This window comes from Mesonia mobilis DSM 19841 (assembly GCF_000423405.1).
In the GTDB taxonomy this organism is placed as follows: Bacteria; Bacteroidota; Bacteroidia; order Flavobacteriales; family Flavobacteriaceae; genus Mesonia; species Mesonia mobilis.
Genome location: NZ_AUHX01000006.1, coordinates 119811 through 136869, shown reverse-complemented (window position 1 = coordinate 136869; position 17059 = coordinate 119811). Strand labels below are relative to the sequence as shown.

General features: G+C 36.7%; 16 protein-coding genes and 1 tRNA gene. 2 read left to right on the top strand and 15 right to left on the bottom strand.

The window, feature by feature from the left end; all coding sequences use genetic code 11:
* Positions 1–63: 63 nt before the first annotated feature.
* From pth to G551_RS0106575, 3 genes are all read right to left on the bottom strand, one after another.
* Positions 64–687: an aminoacyl-tRNA hydrolase gene (gene pth, locus G551_RS0106585; RefSeq protein WP_027884809.1), complete on the bottom strand. Its 624-nt coding sequence runs from the start codon at positions 685–687 to the stop codon at positions 64–66.
* A gap of 79 nt (positions 688–766) precedes the next feature.
* Positions 767–1411, bottom strand: a complete 645-nt coding sequence (locus G551_RS0106580; protein ID WP_027884808.1) for a 50S ribosomal protein L25/general stress protein Ctc — start codon at positions 1409–1411, stop codon at positions 767–769.
* A gap of 30 nt (positions 1412–1441) precedes the next feature.
* Positions 1442–2383, bottom strand: coding sequence for a ribose-phosphate pyrophosphokinase (locus G551_RS0106575; RefSeq protein WP_027884807.1), 942 nt, complete (start codon positions 2381–2383; stop codon positions 1442–1444).
* Between the two features lie 145 nt (positions 2384–2528).
* Between G551_RS0106575 and G551_RS0106570 the strand changes: the two genes are divergently transcribed.
* A tRNA-Leu gene (locus tag G551_RS0106570) sits at positions 2529–2610 on the top strand.
* 62 nt (positions 2611–2672) lie between these two features.
* On the opposite strand, the gene G551_RS0106565 is transcribed toward G551_RS0106570, so the two are convergent.
* The 8 genes from G551_RS0106565 to G551_RS0106530 all read right to left on the bottom strand — a co-directional run bounded on the left by G551_RS0106565 (position 2673) and on the right by G551_RS0106530 (position 8511).
* The gene (locus G551_RS0106565) at positions 2673–3335 is read right to left on the bottom strand and encodes an SDR family oxidoreductase (RefSeq protein WP_027884806.1); all 663 of its coding nucleotides are present in this window, start codon (positions 3333–3335) and stop codon (positions 2673–2675) included.
* Between the two features lie 67 nt (positions 3336–3402).
* The gene (locus G551_RS15530) at positions 3403–3963 is read right to left on the bottom strand and encodes an MFS transporter (RefSeq protein ID WP_189394859.1); all 561 of its coding nucleotides are present in this window, start codon (positions 3961–3963) and stop codon (positions 3403–3405) included.
* A gap of 87 nt (positions 3964–4050) precedes the next feature.
* A complete protein-coding gene (locus tag G551_RS0106555; RefSeq protein WP_027884805.1) occupies positions 4051–4416 on the bottom strand; it encodes a DUF2255 family protein in 366 nt (121 codons plus the stop codon).
* Between the two features lie 11 nt (positions 4417–4427).
* Positions 4428–4994 carry a DapH/DapD/GlmU-related protein gene (locus tag G551_RS0106550; RefSeq protein WP_027884804.1) on the bottom strand — a complete coding sequence of 189 codons (567 nt, stop codon included), beginning with the start codon at positions 4992–4994 and terminating at the stop codon, positions 4428–4430.
* 90 nt (positions 4995–5084) lie between these two features.
* On the bottom strand, positions 5085–5483 hold the full coding sequence (locus tag G551_RS0106545) for a (R)-mandelonitrile lyase (protein WP_027884803.1): 399 nt from the start codon (positions 5481–5483) through the stop codon (positions 5085–5087).
* Positions 5484–5519: 36 nt separating this feature from the next.
* Positions 5520–6722, bottom strand: coding sequence for an NAD(P)-dependent alcohol dehydrogenase (locus tag G551_RS0106540; RefSeq protein WP_027884802.1), 1203 nt, complete (start codon positions 6720–6722; stop codon positions 5520–5522).
* A gap of 27 nt (positions 6723–6749) precedes the next feature.
* A complete protein-coding gene (locus G551_RS0106535; protein ID WP_027884801.1) occupies positions 6750–7301 on the bottom strand; it encodes a cupin domain-containing protein in 552 nt (183 codons plus the stop codon).
* A 313-nt stretch (positions 7302–7614) separates the two neighbouring features.
* A complete protein-coding gene (locus tag G551_RS0106530) occupies positions 7615–8511 on the bottom strand; it encodes a helix-turn-helix domain-containing protein (protein ID WP_027884800.1) in 897 nt (298 codons plus the stop codon).
* Positions 8512–8758: 247 nt separating this feature from the next.
* Here G551_RS0106530 and G551_RS0106525 point away from each other — a divergent pair, with 247 nt between their 5' ends.
* The gene (locus G551_RS0106525) at positions 8759–10174 is read left to right on the top strand and encodes an MBL fold metallo-hydrolase (protein ID WP_027884799.1); all 1416 of its coding nucleotides are present in this window, start codon (positions 8759–8761) and stop codon (positions 10172–10174) included.
* 72 nt (positions 10175–10246) lie between these two features.
* On the opposite strand, the gene G551_RS0106520 is transcribed toward G551_RS0106525, so the two are convergent.
* The 4 genes from G551_RS0106520 to G551_RS0106505 form a co-directional block, all read right to left on the bottom strand.
* On the bottom strand, positions 10247–12442 hold the full coding sequence (locus tag G551_RS0106520) for a PepSY domain-containing protein (RefSeq protein ID WP_027884798.1): 2196 nt from the start codon (positions 12440–12442) through the stop codon (positions 10247–10249).
* A 12-nt stretch (positions 12443–12454) separates the two neighbouring features.
* Positions 12455–12961, bottom strand: coding sequence for a DUF2271 domain-containing protein (locus G551_RS0106515; protein WP_027884797.1), 507 nt, complete (start codon positions 12959–12961; stop codon positions 12455–12457).
* 59 nt (positions 12962–13020) lie between these two features.
* On the bottom strand, positions 13021–14520 hold the full coding sequence (locus tag G551_RS0106510; protein ID WP_027884796.1) for an ankyrin repeat domain-containing protein: 1500 nt from the start codon (positions 14518–14520) through the stop codon (positions 13021–13023).
* Positions 14521–14657: 137 nt separating this feature from the next.
* Entirely contained in the window at positions 14658–17036 is a 2379-nt protein-coding gene (locus G551_RS0106505) for a TonB-dependent receptor (RefSeq protein WP_027884795.1), read from the bottom strand.
* Positions 17037–17059: the final 23 nt, after the last annotated feature.

Genomic DNA, 17059 nt, shown 5'->3' with positions numbered 1-17059 from the left:
GAAGCTAAAATTAGCTTCCCTTTTTTTATTTCTCTAAATCAAATGATTAAAGTATAAATTGATTTACTTCCCGTTAAATTCGTTCATGGTATTATTAATTCCTGCGGTACCAAAAGAACGTATAGCTTTTGCTGAAGTTTTTAAACGTTCTGGCAATTCGTTACGCTCTTCCTCATTCCACTCTCCTAAAACATAGTCGATTTGATTTCCTTTGGAAAACTTATCGCTTATTCCGAATCTAAATCGAGTATATTTCGAGGTGTTTAATTGAGCTTGCACATCTTTAAGTCCGTTATGACCTCCATCACTTCCTTTGGTTTTAATACGTAACGTCCCAAAAGGCAGATTAAGATCGTCGGTCACGATCATTAAATTTTCTAAAGAAACTTTCTCTTTCTGCATCCAATAGTTTACCGCTTTTCCGCTTAAATTCATAAACGTAGAGGGTTTTAACAGTACGAAAGTTCTTCCTTTAAACTTAAACTCTGCACGGTCTCCCAGCTTTACAGTTTCAAAAGTAATCTCTTCTTCCGCAGCTAATTGATCTAGAATTTTAAAACCTATGTTGTGTCTTGTCTCTTCGTATTTTGCGCCAACGTTTCCTAAGCCCACAATTAAAAACTTTTTCATCGGGTCTGTTTTTTCTTTTTTCTTCGTTGTTAAAATTCTACCGAAAAAGGCTAACATATGTTGTCTTTTCAGTAAAAATAAAAAAGCATCTTGACATAATTATCAAGATGCTTTTATTAATTATTTGTTTTATCTACTATGCGTCGTTAGAAGCTGCAGCTGCACCTTCATCGTGAGTTTCTGTAGATGGTACATCTCCTGCATCAACATCATCGTCATCATCGTCTGTAGCAACCACGTTACGAGACGTTTTCACTTGACAAATTACAGTGTTATCTGGGTGAAGAATTGTGTAATCTTCACTTTCTACTGCAGTAACATATAATTTATTACCAATTTTAAGCGGAGTTACATCTGCAACGATATAATCTGGTAATTTAGCCGCAAGACCTCTTACCTTCATTCTACGTAAGTTAAAACGTAAAACACCACCATTTTTAACACCTCTTGGCACTCCTTCTGCGTGTACAGGAATTTCCATAGAGATTTCTTGATCTTCACCAAACTCATAGAAATCCATGTGTAAGATCTCATCGGTTACCGGGTGAAATTGAATGTCTTGAAGAACAGCATTATGCTTAACGCCATCAAATTCTAACACTACGGTGTGAACATCTGGTGTGTAAACAAGACTGTTAAAAGACACATCTGGTGCTGAAAAGTGAATGGCTTGCTCTCCTCCGTATAATACGCAAGGAACCTCTCCAGCATTACGTAAGGCTTTTGTTGCTTTCTTGCCTACGCTTTCTCTTTTAGATCCATTGATCGTAATTGACTTCATTTCTAAAAAATATATAGATTAATAAAAAATTTACATTAAAAATTTTGAGCTGATTGAAGTGTTTTCGTGTACGCTCTTCATCACATCTGCAAATAACTCTGCACACGATACTACTTTAATTTTATCACATTTTTGCGTTAGCGGAATAGAATCTGTAACGATTAATTCTTCTAATTTAGAGTTTTCGATACGCTCGTAAGCGCTACCTGACAGTACAGGGTGTGTACAAATCGCTCTTACACTTAATGCTCCACGCTCCATCATCACATCGGCAGCTTTAGTAAGTGTTCCTGCTGTATCGACCATATCGTCTACCAAAACCACATTTTTACCGGTCACATCACCAATTAATTCCATATGAGAAATTACATTAGCTTTTGCTCTTTGCTTATAACAAATTACTACGTCACTTTCTAAGGCTTTAGAATATGCATAAGCTCTTTTAGAACCTCCCATATCTGGAGATGCGATCGTTAAATTATCTAGATTTAGAGCTTTTAAATGTGGTAAAAATACAGTTGAGGCAAATAAATGATCTACCGGACGCTCGAAGAAACCTTGAATTTGATCGGCGTGTAAATCCATCGTAATAATACGAGTTGCTCCTGCAGTTTCTAACATTTTGGCAATTAATTTTGCCGCGATAGGAACCCTAGGTTTATCTTTTCTATCTTGACGCGCCCATCCAAAATAAGGCATTACTGCAGTAATGTGTCTTGCAGAAGCTCTTTTAGCAGCATCAAGCATTAAAAGCATTTCCATTAAATGATCGCTACTTGGGTGAGTAGAACCAATAATAAAAACTCTTGCCCCACGAATAGATTCTTCAAACGAAGGCTGAAATTCACCATCACTATAAGTTGAAGTAATTACATTCCCTAACGGAATACCGTAATAAGAAGCAATGCTATTAGCGAGTTCTGTACTTTGTGAACAAGTAAAAAGTTTTGCATCTGTCATTGCTGGGGCCATATCAAAATAAAGTTGTGTAAACGAAAGGTTTACGATTTTTTAAAATGAGCTGCAAATTTATAAATTTATTTTCAGCAACGAAGTAATATTCTCACTTATTTTCACGGAAGTTTGAATTTATTTTTTAATTTTGCATCTCCAAATTGCTCAAGTGGCGGAACTGGTAGACGCGCTGGATTCAAAATCCAGTTTCCTCGGAAGTGCGGGTTCGATTCCCGCCTTGAGTACAAAATAAAAACCTCCTACTAATTTTTAGCAGGAGGTTTTTTTATTTAGTTTGAAATCTAATTTACGAACAAACTTTCGCCAGCGCATCGGCGATCGTGTCTTCACCTTTGCTCATTTCGATCACTTTTCCGTAGGTTTTTGGATCTTTTAGTACGGTTAGAACAGTTTCTGCCACTGCCTGACGTGGAATTTCAGAACCCACTTCATCAGGATTTTCAGTCATTAAGACTTTTCCGGCTTCATCCTCATCGGTTAAAAGAACGGGACGCAAAATCGTATAATCTAACGAACTTCTTTTCAGTTCAAGATCAGCATAATGTTTTCCGGTGTAATACGGTTTCATTCCGTCTACTTTTCCCCAATACGAGCGATCATCACTATGCGAAGCGCCTACCATTATAAAACGTTTTACGCCGTGTTTTTCAGCCTGGTTGATCGATTTGATCGCGCCGTCTAAATCAATTTCCATTGTTTTATCGTGACCGGTTTTTCCGCCAGATCCTGCCGTAAACACTACAGCATCGTAGTTTTTGATCACTTCGCCAATAGCTTCAGGCGTATTTTCTAAACTTTCTACCACCGTACCAACGCCCATTTCTTCAAAAAGTGGTTTTTGCTCCTCTTTTCTAATGAACGCCGTAGGTTCAACATCTTCTGCAGCACTCATCGCTTTGGAAATTCGTTGTCCAACTTTTCCGTGTGCTCCAATAATTAAAACTTTCATATCAATCTTTCTTTTTCGTTTATTTTCAAGTTAATTTTTCTTTTATAGAATCTGTTTTAAAATTCTATTAAACTTTACTGCCTTTTAGGTTACTTCTTGCGAAAATTACTGCTGCGGAAGCGGTCGCGAAAAAAGCCATTATATAAGCTATCGTTATTGGTGAACCATTATCCTCGCCAAACAAAACCAGCAAAACTGAAGAGAATACGCCACTTCCATACTGAAAAGCTCTTAAAAGCGCAGCGGCGGCGCCTAACATTTCCGGGGCTTTATCGAGCGCAGCGGCATTGGTACAGGCAGCGATAATTCCGTTCATCGAAATGAAAAAGAATACTGTGCCTATCATCGCATAAATTCCGCCAATCTCAAATTTCACCAATAGCGCTAAAGCGATTCCCGCCAGCATTGCTACCGAAGTTGCTATTTTCAGCAAATTATCAAGCGAATATTTTCTCACCCAAATTCTGTTAGCAATACTAAAGCCCATAAGACCTAAAATATTGATCGCAAACAACCAACCATAATATTCCGGCTCGATATTAAAATACGTGATGTATACCGCAGGCGACCCTGTAACAAAGGCGTAAACGCCTATATAGAAGAAGGTGACGCATAGCGTATACAACATAAAATCTGTATTCTTAAGAAAACTAATAAGGCTTCGAAAACTAATAATCGAAATTTTTGAAGTTGTATTAGAACTCCGCTTTTATAATTATTTCACCTGAACCGTCGCCGCTTTTGCCCTATCGCTAATCATTGAACCTAAATAGGAACTACTACCGTACTTTTCTTGGTACGCTTCATCGATTTTCGCATTTATTAATTCGCCTTTAATTGGTTCAAATTCTACATCTTTTTCGATGCCTGCAGCTTTTATTTTTCCGGCTTTTTGACTTAATGCTGATTGATACCAGCGTGAGCTTGTACCGTTATACGCTCGTACAAATAATTCGCCTTCAACCTCAACAGACCAGATCCAGGTTAGGGTTCCGTAGGTTTTCCCATCGGCACGAAAAGGTGCGATATGAAAATCGTTCTCTGCTGCGATCGTTTTTATTTCTTCTGTTGTTAAACTCATCGTTCTAAATTTTATAATTCTTTAATCTTTTTGGCAGGAATTCTCGCGTATACACTATTAGGTTCAACATCTTTATTGACCAAAGCTCCGGCTGCAACTACTGAATTTTCACCAATGGTCACTCCAGGTAACACCGTTACATTTGCGCCTAGCCAGGCTCCTTTTTTAATGGTCACCTTCAGTGGAACCATCGTGTTTCGTTTTCCTATTTCTGTAGGGTGATTTTCCGAAGAAATATTCACACGCGGACCAATCATTACATTGTCTTCAATTTCAATTCCGCCAAGATCCAGAAAACTACACGCGTGATTGATAAATACGTTTTTACCCAATTTGATGTGCCTGCCGACATTGGTGTAAAACGGAGTGAACAAAGTGGTGGTTTTGTCGACTTCAGTGCCAATAATCTCTCCCAGATATTTTCTTACTTCATCTAAACCTTCAGCATTATTCAATTTTAGGTTGAGTCCCATTGTTTCTTCAACAGCTACACGAACGTCGCCATAATCGGGGTCGTCCATCGGGATCACTTCATTGGCCAGTAATCGCTCGAAAATATTTTTCTTAGTTGCACTCATAAATTATCTAATCTTAGTTTTTTTATTGAGAAAGATGAAATGCCGGAATTCATAGAATTACCGGCATTTTTAAATCATACAATTTGTAGATTATTTTTGGTATTGTTCGTCTGAAACTTTTTCTAACCAGTCTACCACTTTACCGTCTTTCTCTTCCTGAATCGCAATATGACTCATTGCTTTGTTAGGAGAAGCGCCGTGCCAGTGTTTTTCTTCTGGTGGAAACCAAACTACATCACCAGGACCAACTTCTTCGATTGGGCCGCCTTCACGTTGTACCCAACCAGCACCAGAAGTGATGATTAAGGTTTGACCGGCAGGATGCGTATGCCACGCAGTTCTTGCTCCGGCTTCAAAAGTCACCAATGCTCCGGCTCCTTTTGTAATGTTTTCTTTTTGCCCGTATAAAGGATCTAATCTTACGCTTCCAGTAAAATAATCTTCTGGTCCTTTTACAGAATCGATGTTTTTATTCTTCGTAATATCCATAACATTTTATTTTTCTTTTTCTTTTCTTTTAAGCTTTTAGAAAGTAGCCGCGTCGATCACGTAACGATATCTTGCTTTTTTGTTCACCACTTTATCCCAAGCCTCGTTGATCTCTTCTGCATTAATGATCTCTATGGAAGGTTTAATGCCGTTATCTGCACAGTAATTTACAACTTCCTGAGTTTCTGGAATTCCACCAATTAGTGAAGAATTAAAATTCACACATGCAAAAGCCAACATAAGGTTATTCAATGTGATTTCAGATTTTTCTGGCATCCCTACAAAAGTGAATGTTCCGCCAGGTTTTAAACACATTACATAAGCAGCTACATTAAATTGATACGGAATGGTAGAAATCATATAATCTAGCGTCTTGTTGTAAGCCTGCATATTTTTAAATTCGTCATCTACAACAATCACTTCTTCTACACCCCAAGATTTTATATCTTCAACTTTATCTTCGCTGGTAGTAAAAGCATAAACTTTTGCTCCTTTAGAAACTGCTATTCTTACTGCTAAATGTCCTAAACCACCAATCCCGGCAACACCTACTTTATCTCCTACTTTAAATTGCGCACGCATTAATGGAGAGTAGGTAGTTATCCCGGCACAAAGTAAGGGTGCAGCTTCTTCGAAACTTATATTATCTGGAATATGTACCGCAAAGTGATCTCTTACTACCAATTTATCTGAATAACCACCTTGAGTAATTCCGGTTGGTTCTGCTTTAGATGGCGCTCCGTAAGTAAACTTTGTTTGTCCACGTTCACAAAACTGTTCTTCACCGGCCTTACAAGTACTACATTCCATACAGCTATCTACCATACAACCTACACCTACACGGTCTCCAACTTTAAATTTGGTTACATTCTTACCTACAGCAGCCACCACACCTACGATCTCATGACCTGGAACCTGTGGATATTCTTGTTCTCCCCAGTGTCCTTTTTCTTGGTGAATATCTGAATGACAAATGCTGGCAAAATTAATATCTATAAGAATATCATCATCCCCAACAGGTCTTCTCTCAAATTCCCAAGGACTTAACTCGCCTGATTCATCGGTAGCAGCATAGCCTTTTGTTTTAATATTTTTTGTCACATCTAAGATCCCCTCTTCTACCTCTCCTATGATTTCGCTATTAGTGGCTGAAAATGTATTTAATGGACTGGCAACTACTGCTGCTCCTGCCATGGCTGATTGCTGAAGGAATTTCCTTCTTGAATTATTATTGTTCATCTTAATTGAATTAAAAAGTTTGCTTTTTTATTGATTGTAAACTTCGTCTGAAACGGCTTCCATCCAGTTAACAACTCCTTTTTCGGTATTTGGAACGATGTACATTTGCTGCACGCCGGTATCTTGGCTAGCTCCGTGCCAGTGTCTTGTATTTGGGGGACATTTAATCACGTCACCTTTTTCCATAATTTCTTTTGGCTGCCCTTCTATTTGGTGATAACCTTTCCCGTCTGTAATAATTAAAATTTGACCACCTGGATGCGTATGCCAGTTACTTCTTCCGCCTGGTTCAAAATATACATTTCCAACTGCAGTGGTATATGTAGAATCTGGAGCAACTAAGCCAATATTGTAAGCATTACCGGTAAAAGTTTTATCTGGACCTTTATTTTCCTTCGGAAAAATAAAATCAAGTTCACTTTCTTCTGATTCTTCTGAAATTGAAGTTTCTGTTTGTGCCGTTTCTTCTGAAGTTGTTTCGCTAGTTTCTGTTGAAGTATTCTCTTTACAGCTTCCTAAAAGCAACACACTAAATAGTGAACTTGCTAATAAGGAGTTTCTAAGGTTGATCTTTTTCATAAATCTGATTTTCAGTTGGTTTCAAATTCTTACACAAAAGTAATTCTAAACCCCTTATTTGCGATAACGAAAATCAAATCAAAACTTAAGAAATTCAACACTAGATATTAAATTAGCTATAAATTGAACAGGAATATTGCTAAAGAAAACTAAAATTAAATAATAAAAAGTCAATAAGTTATCTAATCTAAAAGTGTCTTCCCTACTTCATACTTGAAAAACATAAAGGTAATTACACGATATAAGATATATCAATGTAGATGCAATATTATTTCAGCTACAAATCAATTTAAAGTTTGAAAATCTTAATTATTTAAGAAGCTTTATTTGTCGAGATATGAGAAGTTCTATACGTACCGGGATTGGTTCCCGTGGCTTTTTTAAAGAAGTTATTGAAATACGTAGGATAATCGAAACCTAATGAATAAGCAACATCGCTAATATTCCAATCGGTATGTAACAGTAAAGCTTTCGCTTCATGTATAATTCTGTTGTTAATGTGGCTCGTGGTAGAATGCCCCGTAACTTCTTTAACCGCGCGATTCAGGTAATTAACATGTACCGAAAGGTTTTTCGCATAATCTTTAGCGGTTCTCAACGCCAAAGGTTTATCGATACCTTCTATTGGGAATTGTCGCTCCAGTAATTCTAGAAACACATTTGCCAAACGTGATAACGCATTTTGATGTTGGTAATAATTTTGAGAAGGTTCTAACTTTAATGCCTCGTGAATTATGAGGTTAATGTAATTTCTAATAAGATCGTCTTTATAGGTATAATCGGTCTTTTGCTCCTGCATCATTTTCTCAAAAATGGTATTGAGAAATAAACGCTGATCTTCAGAAATTTTTAAAACCGGCGTACCATCTACTTTAAAAAGTGGTGACTGCTGTAAACTTTCTGAACGTTTAGATAAGGATAAAAATTCTTCAGAAAATAAACACGTATAACCTACATATTCTGTTGAAAGTGTTTCCCAAGAGTAAGGAATGTGAGGATTACCAAAAAACAAGACCGTGCCTTCGTGATTGTAACTTTTATCTGAATAATGAATTCTACTTTTTCCGGTCGTTAAGCAAATCTTGTAAAAATCTTTACGGCTATAAGCTTTAGTCGCGTAGCTATCTTTTTCAATCTGAAAAATATTAAAACCTTTCAGTTTTAATTCATTATTAAATTCTGATATCGAACGTTCTTGTTTTTTACTCATGCTTCAAAATTAAGAAATTCAAATCACTTGCCTTTTCATCTAGTTCTAAAATAAATCATAAATGTTTCAACTTCATTTTACTTCAACTTTCTATTTACAAGAAAAATCAGAATTCAACCCAATTTATTTTCAGTTACTGATCATTGTCATTTTTTAAGAAATTTTATCGTGTAAGCTTTGCAACTAGAGTTACATAACTTCCTGAAAAACAGAATTATTTTTACTTCAGAATTTAAAATTTAGTATTATGAAAGTAGAACAAATATATACCGGATGTTTAGCACACGCTGCTTATTATATTGAAAGTAAAGGAGAAGCTGCAATTTTTGATCCGTTGCGAGAAGTACAACCCTACCTTAACCGAGCGCAAAAAGATGAAGCTCAAATAAAGTATGTTTTTGAAACCCATTTTCACGCCGATTTTGTGAGTGGCCATCTCGATTTACAGAAAAAAACCGGAGCGAAAATTGTTTTTGGTCCTGGAGCAAAACCAAACTATGATGCCATTACTGCCGAAGACGGGCAAATTTTTAAGCTTGGCGATTACCAAATAAAAGTAATTCACACTCCCGGCCACACGATGGAAAGCACCACGTATTTACTTATCGACGAAACCGGAAAAGAACACGGACTCATTACCGGAGACACTTTATTTATTGGCGATGTAGGAAGACCCGATCTGGCGCAACACGTAGTTTCAGATTTAACTGAAGAAAAACTTGCCGGACATCTTTACGATTCTTTACGCAATAAAATTATGCCGCTAAACGACGACCTTATCGTTTATCCTAATCACGGAGCGGGTTCTGCCTGCGGAAAAAAGATGAGCAAAGAAACCACCGATACGCTTGGCAACCAAAAAAAGACCAATTATGCTTTACGCGCCGATATGTCGAAAGAAGAATTTATTAAAGAATTACTCGACGGTTTAACCACACCTCCCGGCTATTTTCCTAAAAATGTGTTGATGAATATTCAGGGTTACGAAAGTTTTGATAAGGTGAAACATAATGCCGAAAACCCATTAACTCCAGACGAATTTGAAGCAGTTGCCAACGCCTCGCAAGCGCTTATTTTAGATACCAGAAATGCGAACGATTTTGCAAAAGCCTTTATCCCGAACAGTATTAATATTGGCCTCGACGGTAATTATGCACCTTGGGTAGGAGAATTAATTAAAGACATCGATCAAGAAATTTTATTAGTGACCGATGAAGGTAAACACGAAGAAGCCATTACTCGTTTAGCTCGCGTAGGTTACGATCACGCGATCGGTTACTTAAAAGGCGGAATGGAAAGTTGGATCTATGCTGAAAAAGAAGTGGATACCGCTACTCGTATTTCTGCGGAAGAATTAGAAACCATCTTTAAAGAAAAATCTGCCGTTTTAATCGATGTTCGCAAGAAAAGTGAATACGACGCCGAACACGTTGAAGGCAGTTTAAATATTCCATTAAACACCCTGAATGAACATTTAGCTGAAATCCCTAAAGAAAAACCTTTCGTCGTTTTTTGTGCCGGCGGCTACAGAAGTATGATCGCCAGTTCAATTTTAAAACAACGTGGTTACGATAACTTTAAAGATGTTGTAGGTGGTTTTAATGCTATTAAACAAACCGATGTAAAAACCACCGATTACGTTTGCCCAAGTACGTTGTTATAACTTTTAAAACATTTCATTTTAAACGGAATCCAAAATAGTAAACACATAGGATTCCGTTTAAAGTGATCTTTCTTAATAACAATCCATTAATAACTGACCTCGATTTTGGTAGTCGCTTAGATTTTTCAATTGATAATCATTGCAAATTTCAGTAAGCAAAGCCAAAACTGCTTGTTGCATAAAAACAGAACCACAGATCATAATAACTCCGCCAGTTTTTAGGGTTTCAGCAATTTCCGAAGCATTTTCAGCTAATTGATCTTGCACATATCGCTGCTGATCTTCTCGAGAATACACCGGAATAAAATCTTGAAGTCGGTTTTCTTTTAATGCTGAAGTAATTATCTGTTCATAAGATGCAAAAGCTTGACGATCTCGTGCTCCCCAATAAAGTTGTACAGGTGTTTTTTTGGTATTATGCGCCAACATTCCTAAAAACGGAGCAATACCGGTTCCTGTGGCAATCATCATTACTTTTTTTGCTCGCTTCGGAAAGTAAAAAGCTTTGTTTTTTAATCGAGAGGCTTGCAAAATTTCCCCTTCATTTAAATCGTGAAGATAATTAGAACAAATTCCGTTTTCGTGCAATTTCACACTTAGTAAAATGGTGTTTTCTGACGTGATTCCCAAAGAATACAACCGATCGTGATGCTCTTTTCCAGGACTTACGGCTAGTAAATCTCCCGACTTCAGTTTTTGTTTCTTTACCGGTTTTAATTCAACTAAAAAACTCTGATGGTTAGAGATTAATGCTGTTTTTCTTACGACTTGATAAGCGACTTTTTTTCTTTTTTCAGTTTCAATTTCACCTTCAAACTTAGGAAGATTTATCTCGCTCAATCGACCCCATTGCGCTAACCATCGGTTAAACGATTCTGTCGATTTGTTATTGATCGTGTGTAGCGACAAAAAGCAATTGGCATTTTGTTTTTCATCTAACAACTGTTCTGTAGTGTATGCAAATTTGCAAAAATCGGGATAAGCAAACGAGCCAAAACCAACCACACTATATTGAATCGGGTTTTTGAAATGAGTTTCTTTCAACTTTGCTTCAAATTTTGTAGCGTTTGTTGGTGGTTCTCCAACGCCATAAGTTGCGGTAAAAACGATGAGTTGCTGAAGGTTTTGATGAACTTCAAATTCATTCATTTGTGCCACAAAAGCTTTTATTCCTTTTTGCTGAAGTTCTTGCTGAAACCAAACCGCAAACTGCAACGTGCTTCCTGTTTCTGATCCTACTAAAATAAGATGCGAACAATCTTTAAGCTTGAACTTATTTTTAATTTTAGCCGCTTTTCTTTTGAAAGTGATCTTAAATCCTGAATAGATAAAAAACAATAAACTCACACAAGACAATAACAACACGAACGACCAAATGAGATTGCCTTCACCGGTGTGCAAATTATAGCTGTAATTAAAAAGTTTTTCACTTGCAGGAAGCAGACTTTCATCTAAAATTTCTCCAGTAAATTGGTTCACCGCAAAGCTTCCTTCTTGAAGTTGTAACACATAATAATCGTTCACTTCTGTTGAAAAAGGAAACTCAATACTTTTTACTTCAGCAACCGGAGTGTTTTTAAAAATGGGAATTTCAGCAATTTCGAGTTGTGGAGTTGCGCTAATTTTTTCAGTATCAAATTCAGCATTAAAAACGGGATGTTTTAAAACGTTGAATTGAAAAAGCGACAAATAAACTCCGGAAATACTGATAATGATGATCGGAACAAGAAATAATCTTCCTAAATAAACGTGCCCGTATTGAAAGAAGTTTTCTTTTATAATTTTTGAAAATAGCTTTCGAAAACCTTGCTGGCGTTTGAATAGAAGTATAAGCCCGCTGGCACTGATCAAAAAGAGTAAAAAGGAAGTAAGGCCAACAAAAAACCTTCCGGTAGTTTTTAAAAATAAGGAGCGGTGCAAACTACGAGCAAACTGAAAAACAGAAGATTCTTGCGCTAATTCTCCTACTTTTTCTCCCGTTTGCGGATTCACATAAAACTCTGCCATCTCGCCATCTTCGGTAAGCACCGACACCGAAACGCGCTGATAAGCATCTACTTTTACTCCAAAAACTTCTAGGTAATTTTCTTTTAAGTTTGAAATTAGAGTTGCCGTAGAGGTTTCTTCCACAGGGAAAGTTTGCGTTTCTATTTCTTGCTGAATAGGCTCAAACGCTAAGACGATTCCAGTTAAGGAAGCAGTTAGCACAAACAAAAATGAAGATACGGCCAACGCTAAATGACTGTATCTCCAAACTGAAATAATCATTTAAAAATGATTTTAATTCGCAATTAATCTCACGTAACGAATGTACCCCGAACCGTCGAATTTTCCTTTTAAATTTTCTTTGGTAAGCGCTACTTCTAAGTCTTTTTTATGGTAATCTTGATCTTCTACCGCGCTTTCAAAACGCAGTTTGTAATTCTTGCCGATTTTATCTTCAGGAATTTCAAAAGCGATGATCGATCTTGCTCCCGGATTAATTGTCGCACCACTTATGGCATCGATATTTTCTTTACCGTCTTTGCCTAATTGCGCCCACCATTCTTTTAAAGTGTTATACCATTCGTCATCTTGTCCCTGCATATACAAGGTTTGCTGGTATTTTTCATTTTCATCTACAATAGAAACCACCACGTAAGGCTTTTTACCAGAATAGTTTTTGAGCTGCAACAAACATTTTACGGTTGTTGCTTTGGCTTTATTTTCGTTTTGAGGAGCGGTAAATGCCAACAACATAAAAGCCGTTAAGCAAAGACTTACACTCGTTAAAATATACTTTTTCATTTTTTTTGAATTTTTATTTCATCTTACAAATTTCACTCCACTTATAAGATTTTCTTCTATTATTTTAAAAACTCTAGTGATTCGCCATTATTGGTTAACACTTCGTTTTCATTTGCTAAATCGTAAGCACTTTCTTCAAAATCTGTGGTAATCGATTTGTCGGCTCCATTCTTTAATAAATACTTTAAAATCTCGGTATTCTTTGAGTTTAAAGCTGCTAATAATAAAGCGGTGTTACCTTCATTATTTTTAGCGTTAACAGCAACATTCCATTCGATTGCTTTTTTTACCAAAGCTAAATCGTTGTTTTGAACCGCAACGTGTAACAAAGTATTTCCGTTAGGTTGTGGCTTGGTGAAAGGGAAGCCTTGAGCTTCTAGAACTGATAATTTCTCTTCGCTTGGCGCAGTAACTTTACCATCGCGACCTCTCTTAGCTGAATTTGCCCAGTAATAAACAAGGTTATTTCCGTCTTTATCGGCTACATTTACTTTTGCTGCGTTCTCGATCAAATACGAAACCACATCCTCTGAATTTCCTTTAACGGCCAACATTAATGCGGTTTGCCCTTCGTTATTCTTATGGTTGATGTTTTTAGTTTCTTCTTCTAAAATCTTTACAATTTCTAACGAATTTCCTGCGGCTGCATTGATTAATGCATTATTCCCTTCAGTATTCGTTTGGTTAGCATCGACACCTTTTTCTAAGAAATATTGAATTAAAGTTGCATCTTGATTTCTTCCGCTTAAAAGAATTAATGGTGTTTCTCCGTTTTTATTTACCACGTTAGGATCGATCCCTTTTTCAACTAAAAACTTAAAGGTTTCAAGTTTAGGAGTTGCCCCACGAATACCTTGACTAGCCACTAGAATGGCGTTTCCGCCCAGATTATTTTTAGATTTGTAATCAACTCCTTTTTCGATAAGCGCGTTCATTACTTCAATGTTTCCGCCTTTGGCTGCATAACTAAATGCATTATTGCCTTCGTGATCTTTGCTATTTAAATCGAGTCCTTTTTGCTGAAAGTAATCGATCATTTCTAAATTTTTCAGCTTTTGCATAATGAGCAACATCGCATTTGCTCCACCTTTATTTTCCTGCTGAATTGAAAGTCCGTTAGCGGTTAGATAATCGTAAATGCGCTGATCTTCTACTCCGGCAAATGCAGCGAAAGTAATGGCGCCAAAACCGTGAGAACCTTTTAAATTTACATCTGCTTTTTGATCTACTAAGTATTTCACCACCGGAAAGTTCCCTTTGTAGGCTGCCCAAATTAAATAAGTTCTAGCATCGTGAGTGCGAGTATCTAGATCTACTCCCTCTAAAGCAAGTAAATATTCTATCGCTTTTTGAGGAGCATCGGCTAAAATTGCGATCGTAATACCATCAAAATGTGACCGATTGAATTCTTTAGGATCGTGACCGGCTTTTATTTTTGCTTTTACGTCTTCAACAGAAGGCTGTTGAGACCAAAAATCTCGTTGAAGAAACACATTATCTTGTGCAAAAATGCCTGAAGACATTAATGCTAAAACGGTGATGATTAATATTTTTTTCATTTCTTTTTCTTTTACAAATTTCACAAAAAAACTTCTTAAAGCTTAATTCACTTTAAAAAATTTTAGCAATTGCTATTTAAACAGCAAAAGGCACAACTATATTGTACCTTATTGCTAGACTAATTCAACATCTTCTATTAGAAGGAATAACTAAGTACTCCTGCATAACTTCTAGGATCTGTTTGATTAATAAATCTTGTTCTGTAAGCATTATAACCAATTTCATCGAACACATTATTCATTAAAAATCTAACCGACCAATGCTCATTGAACTTATAACCTGCTTGAAAGTTGACTAACGTGTAAGCTTCTACATCGAAAGGTTTTTGGTTAGGTACGATCCCTTCGTGAGTTACCGGGCCTTTAGACCAGTCATTGATTGGTCGCTCTCCTGTATAATAAGCTCCCGCACCAACAGACAAACCATCTAAGTCGCCTCTAAACATATAATTTGCATAGAAATTAAATGTATGTTCTGGTGTATTTAAAGGCGCCGAATTATAAACAAACGAAGTGTGATCTTTATAATCTGCATCGATATATGCATAACCGGCAATAAGTTCTAAGTTTTCTAAAGGTCTTCCGGTAAGTTCTACCTCAACACCTTGACGTTGGTCGTTACCTCCTTGTTGGTAATAAATAATATTTGTCCAAGTTTCGTCGTAAACCGGTAGGTTAATATTTCTGTTATTGATCTTATATAAAGTTAGGTTGAAACGTAAACGGTTATCTAACCAGTTGGTTTTAATACCGGCTTCTAATTGGTCGTAACGCTCATTTCCTAATTCTTCTCCGTTTTCTCCTAAACGAGCAGCAGTTCTTGGGTAAGCACTATTAGTGTAAGAAGCAAATACATTAATGTTTTTTGTTGGCGAAACGATAATCCCTCCTAACGGATTAAAAGCGTCACTTCTGTTATTTTCTTCCCCGGAAATAGTTTCGGTGGTACTGTAACGAACACCTAAAAAGGTTTTAAACCAATCTGTAAACGAGATCACATCTTGCGCAACAAAACCAATCGATTTAGATTTACCTGAACTTACTCTTGCATTCCCAAAAGAAATAGAAGGTAAATTATGACTGTTTGCTGAAAACACATCGATGGTATCGACAACACTCATTGATTCACTTCGGGTAGAAAAATCTGTAGTTCTATAATCAAAACCTACTTGAAAAGTGTGTTTGATGCTTCCGGTAGCCACTTCATCTCCAATTAAATCAAATTGCACAACACTATTGTTGTCGCTTCTTGTAGAGTTTGAATAACCTCTTTGTCTTAAGTTATACATAGTTTCTCCTTCAACATCTATTGCGCCTCCTAAGCTTGAACCTTTATCGTTTAGGTCTAATTCAGATTTATAAAAAGCTCCCTTCAACGTAAGTTTATCGTTTAAAGCACGATCAAAACGGAGAGAATATGTAGTGTTTTCGGTGATCGAGCGATCGTTTTCAAATCCTAAATATTGGTTATAAGGTAAATCGTAAATTGCGTTTACATTATTTTCACCTAAATTAACTGTACCAACATCTGGAGTTCTGGCATCGTTAAAATGATCCATCTCTAAGGTGACTTTTGTTTTATCGTCGATACGCCATTGCAATGATGGATTAATGTAAAATCTTTCTGAAGAGATCATCGATCTATAGCTATCGGCTCTTTCTAAAGCTCCGTTTAATCTAAAAGCAACATTTTTCTTTTTATCTAACGGACCGTAAACATCGAATGTAGGTCTTACTTGCCCAAAACTACCTACACGCAAAGAAGCATTTCCTCCAAATTGATATTTTGGCGTTTTAGTCACAATATTTACTACACCTCCGGGACTTCCTAAATCGGTTGCCACTCCTTGGGTGATCGATGCTGAACCTTTTAATACCTGAATATTATCGACTCCTTGCATATCGGTTAAAATACCTACTCCTCTAAAATCTGAATGCACACGCACTCCGTTTTTTAAGATAGGAATACCTCTAAAACCTCTAGAAGACATACTTTCTCGTTTATTACCATAAGTAGCAAAAGTATAAACACCCGGTACGTTTTTCGTCGCTTGAGAAATTGTTAACGCGCCCTGGTCTTCAATTACTTTTTCACCAATAATAGAGATACTTTGTATTTGTTCGTAAGGTTCTAATGGTAGTCTGGTTAAGGCTTCAATTTTATCGGGATGGCTGTAGCGATTTCCAAAAACTTCAACAGCATCTAATTCGCTATCTACTTCTAATTGAAAGGTAACTCCGTTAATTTGAGCTGAATTGATATTAACCTCAACAGAAACGGTTTTAAAACCAACCGCACTTGCAAAAATATTCCAGTTACCGTAAGGAACGTTGGTTATGGTAAATTCTCCGTTTTCGTTGGCTGCATTTCCTTTTTGTAACTCACCAACATATACGCTTGCAAACGGAATTGGATTATCTTGATCGTCTAGCACTTTTCCATTTATAGTTGCCAGCTCTTGCGCAATTATAAGGTTTGAGAACAATAATAAACAAACCCATAAAGCCTTTTTCATAATAATTATAATTTAGACTGATT

Coding starts and splice junctions, on each gene's coding strand:
- G551_RS0106525 (WP_027884799.1), top strand. CDS start 8,759: ATGAAAGTAGAACAAATATATACCGGATGTTTAGCACACGCTGCTTAT.
- G551_RS15530 (WP_189394859.1), bottom strand. CDS start 3,963: ATGTTGTATACGCTATGCGTCACCTTCTTCTATATAGGCGTTTACGCC.
- G551_RS0106540 (WP_027884802.1), bottom strand. CDS start 6,722: ATGAACAATAATAATTCAAGAAGGAAATTCCTTCAGCAATCAGCCATG.
- G551_RS0106575 (WP_027884807.1), bottom strand. CDS start 2,383: ATGGCCCCAGCAATGACAGATGCAAAACTTTTTACTTGTTCACAAAGT.
- G551_RS0106565 (WP_027884806.1), bottom strand. CDS start 3,335: ATGAAAGTTTTAATTATTGGAGCACACGGAAAAGTTGGACAACGAATT.
- G551_RS0106550 (WP_027884804.1), bottom strand. CDS start 4,994: ATGAGTGCAACTAAGAAAAATATTTTCGAGCGATTACTGGCCAATGAA.
- G551_RS0106510 (WP_027884796.1), bottom strand. CDS start 14,520: ATGAAAAAAATATTAATCATCACCGTTTTAGCATTAATGTCTTCAGGC.
- G551_RS0106520 (WP_027884798.1), bottom strand. CDS start 12,442: ATGATTATTTCAGTTTGGAGATACAGTCATTTAGCGTTGGCCGTATCT.
- G551_RS0106545 (WP_027884803.1), bottom strand. CDS start 5,483: ATGGATATTACGAAGAATAAAAACATCGATTCTGTAAAAGGACCAGAA.
- G551_RS0106505 (WP_027884795.1), bottom strand. CDS start 17,036: ATGAAAAAGGCTTTATGGGTTTGTTTATTATTGTTCTCAAACCTTATA.
- G551_RS0106535 (WP_027884801.1), bottom strand. CDS start 7,301: ATGAAAAAGATCAACCTTAGAAACTCCTTATTAGCAAGTTCACTATTT.
- G551_RS0106530 (WP_027884800.1), bottom strand. CDS start 8,511: ATGAGTAAAAAACAAGAACGTTCGATATCAGAATTTAATAATGAATTA.
- G551_RS0106515 (WP_027884797.1), bottom strand. CDS start 12,961: ATGAAAAAGTATATTTTAACGAGTGTAAGTCTTTGCTTAACGGCTTTT.
- G551_RS0106555 (WP_027884805.1), bottom strand. CDS start 4,416: ATGAGTTTAACAACAGAAGAAATAAAAACGATCGCAGCAGAGAACGAT.
- pth (WP_027884809.1), bottom strand. CDS start 687: ATGTTAGCCTTTTTCGGTAGAATTTTAACAACGAAGAAAAAAGAAAAA.
- G551_RS0106580 (WP_027884808.1), bottom strand. CDS start 1,411: ATGAAGTCAATTACGATCAATGGATCTAAAAGAGAAAGCGTAGGCAAG.